This window comes from Streptomyces sp. NPDC127084 (genome assembly GCF_042724175.1).
Taxonomy (GTDB): Bacteria; Actinomycetota; Actinomycetes; order Streptomycetales; family Streptomycetaceae; genus Streptomyces.
Genome location: NZ_JBHXFA010000295.1, coordinates 1 through 2,745 on the forward strand (window position 1 = coordinate 1; position 2,745 = coordinate 2,745).

General features: G+C 63.9%; 2 protein-coding genes. Both read right to left on the reverse strand.

What is annotated here, in order from left to right:
- Positions 1-290 precede the first annotated feature (290 nt).
- Entirely contained in the window at positions 291-1,589 is a 1,299-nt protein-coding gene (locus ACFWI9_RS33340) for a helix-turn-helix domain-containing protein (RefSeq protein WP_387168777.1), read from the reverse strand.
- 317 nt (positions 1,590-1,906) lie between these two features.
- Positions 1,907-2,032, reverse strand: coding sequence for a hypothetical protein (locus ACFWI9_RS33345; RefSeq protein ID WP_387168780.1), 126 nt, complete (start codon positions 2,030-2,032; stop codon positions 1,907-1,909).
- Between the last annotated feature and the right edge of the window lie 713 nt (positions 2,033-2,745).

Below are 2,745 nucleotides of genomic sequence, written 5' to 3' on the forward strand. Positions count from 1 at the left end.
GGACCAGCCTCCGGCCGGCCCCGGACAGGACCGGTGCGCTCCGCGCCCCAGCCCTGCTAAAGCGGCTGGCTGGAAGGGAGGCCGGCGGGGGTTGGCCGGGGCGGGATCCCTCGGAGTGCCGTCTTGGCGTCAAGTTCCGGATTCAGGTCCGACTGTGCGCAACTCCTCAGGATCAAAAAGATCCACAGTCAGCGTGCGTCATTCCTGCGTAGCGGATAGATTCTGGGACCACACCCTAGTGTCTCTCCAGAAGAGAAGGGGCTTCCGAATTTCCACCGCCCAAGAATGAATCATTCGGTTTCGATATAGGCCCTCTCGGCCTGTGGCGAATCTTCTACCGGAGAAGTCGAGAGCAGCTTCATTCCTATTGAGAGGTTTACTGACGGGCTCAGTTTTAGGTTGACGGCTGTCTTGGAACTCATAAGCTCGGCGCGGATGGCCTCTATGGTCGGCTGGGGGACTACCAGGCGTTCCGCATATCCGGGGATGGTGAATGTGTCTGTTGTACTGCGCGTCTTGGGGGTGCCCCGCGTGGTGAGGCGCATGGGCCTGCGCGCTGTCGGATAGAGGGCCGCGTACAGGCCGTTGAACGTGAGGACGTGATTGGCTCCCTGCGCCGTGAGTCGGCACACTTCTACGTCGCCAACGAGGTGTCGCTCGACCATGTACTGGGACAGCTCGTCAGGGCGCTTGCCCAGGAGTTCGGCCGGCGCCCATGTGCCGGCGTCGGCACGCACCGTCGCGTCGGCGGTGTAGAGGTCGACCAGGGCTTGCCAGAGGCTTGAGGGTTGAGCTGTGCGGTGGAAGCGTTCAAGGCGTTGAGGAATCAGGGACTGGTCTCGTTGGAAGACGTTGTTCCAGCGGTCCACCGCGTACTGGGCGTTGGCCTGGCGGTCGCGGTCGGTGTCGTAGTCGGCGATGATGCGTTCGCGCAGGGCGCGTACCTGGTTCTGCCTCAGTTCCCCCAGTTCGTGGGTGAGTACGCGGTGCAGGCGTTGGACAGGACGGCCGTAGGCGAGGGCTAGTTCAACGAGGTTGGGGTCGTCGAGAGCCGGCCCGCGCCATGGTCCGGGCCGGGAAACGTACTTCTCCGCCATCGCCAGCACCAGCTCGCGGGCGCGGGCGCGGCGCTCCCTGACCCCGGGGGTCTGGTCCATGGCGGCCTCTACCGTTTGGCGTGGCACGTTGAGGACTTCGGCGACTTCGTCCAGGAACTGGGGCCGGCGGCTGGGGAGGATGCCCTCGGTCTCGAAGCGCCGGTAGTTCTTGGGGGAGATCCCGAGGATGGTCACGACGTCCTGTGCTCGTAGTCCTCCCGCGCGGCGCCAGTCCGCCAGTGTCCATGTCTGTTGGGCGCTGTCGTCCATGAGCTGCCTGGGGTCGATCTTCAGTGCGTGGGCAAGGGCTTTGATCCGTGGAGGATCTGGCACTTTGTGCCCGTTCTCGTAGGCGAGGATTTGTGCTTTCGTCGTTCCCGTGGCGCGTGCCAGCGCGTCGGCGGACATGGAGGTCCGGTCTGGACGCCCGTCGAGGTTCATTCGCTGTGCTTGCAGCGCAGAGGGGCTGAAATCAGCCAGGCCGCGTGCCATCTGGGTGCTCTCTCTACTCTCTGGGACCACTTCAGAGGTACTCTGTGTTACTAGAGTGCTCTACACAACGTGCGTGCGTCCGATGCTTCCACCTGCACTAGCATGTATTTTAGCGGCACAACTGGTGGATGCTTTCCCGGAAATGCGCGAGGTTGGGGAGCACAGACCGCACAGTTTGGGGGTTGCGGTCGCCGTACATTGCATGAAATGGCCCTGCACCTCCACGGTTCATGACTTCCGTTGGCGGAGGCACAGGGCTGGCGTCTGGGAGCGTGTTCCCGGGAGGCCCTCTGGTCGCACAGGGGGCCTTCGACGTTTTAGAGCGAGCTCTCGATCCAGTGACGCAGCAAGGCAGCGAGTGCCTGCAGCGTCAACCAGCCGATCACCTTCTCAACGATCTTCCGGTCTTTCTGCTCTCCGCCCTCATCAGGCGGGTCTTCCATACGCGACAACTCCTCTCGTTGCGGAGCCGATCGGCCCCGTACGGGTCAACCGATCGACCGGTTACGCCCCAAGAGAAGCTGCTGCGATGAGCTTACCGGGTCACGCTTACCCCACCCGCCTGTGCGGACCCCATGCAGGTCAACTCCGGTGTTAAGCCGCTCTTTGACGGCTAGTTGATTCCTGTACCGTCCCGCCCGGATGCGAAGTTGCGCTTGTGCAACGGTTGTCCCAACGGCACATCACGGGTGGTCACGCTACGTGCGGCTCGGGGGGGAGGGGTTTTCGGGTGTGGGACAACGCCGAGCACGCAGTGGTTCAGTTCCGACAGATCTGTTCAATGTGGCGTCCGTCACTCTCGACATGCCCATGAAGAACGTATGGGTGCATGTCGCACTTACATCCCTTACGCTCCCCCGGGCTTTGGCCAATGGCTCACAGCTCTTCAGGGGCGGTCACCTGCGAAGTCTGTCGTCGATCGTGGCATCCGGGCCGATGCGCCCAAGGGGGCGGGTTTCTCTCGGAATCCCGCCCGCGGCCGCAGCCTGACACCGCTTCAGGCCCGCCTGCGGGGCGGCAGCAGGAGCCGCTGGTTCCTCTTGTCATCCAGTGTCCTGTCGCTGGGGGAACGGTGGCCGGCGGGGCAAGTCCGTCACCTTCGGCGACGCACCGGGGGGCAGGCGCCCCGGCGACAAACAGCGCCGGGCGGGACCAC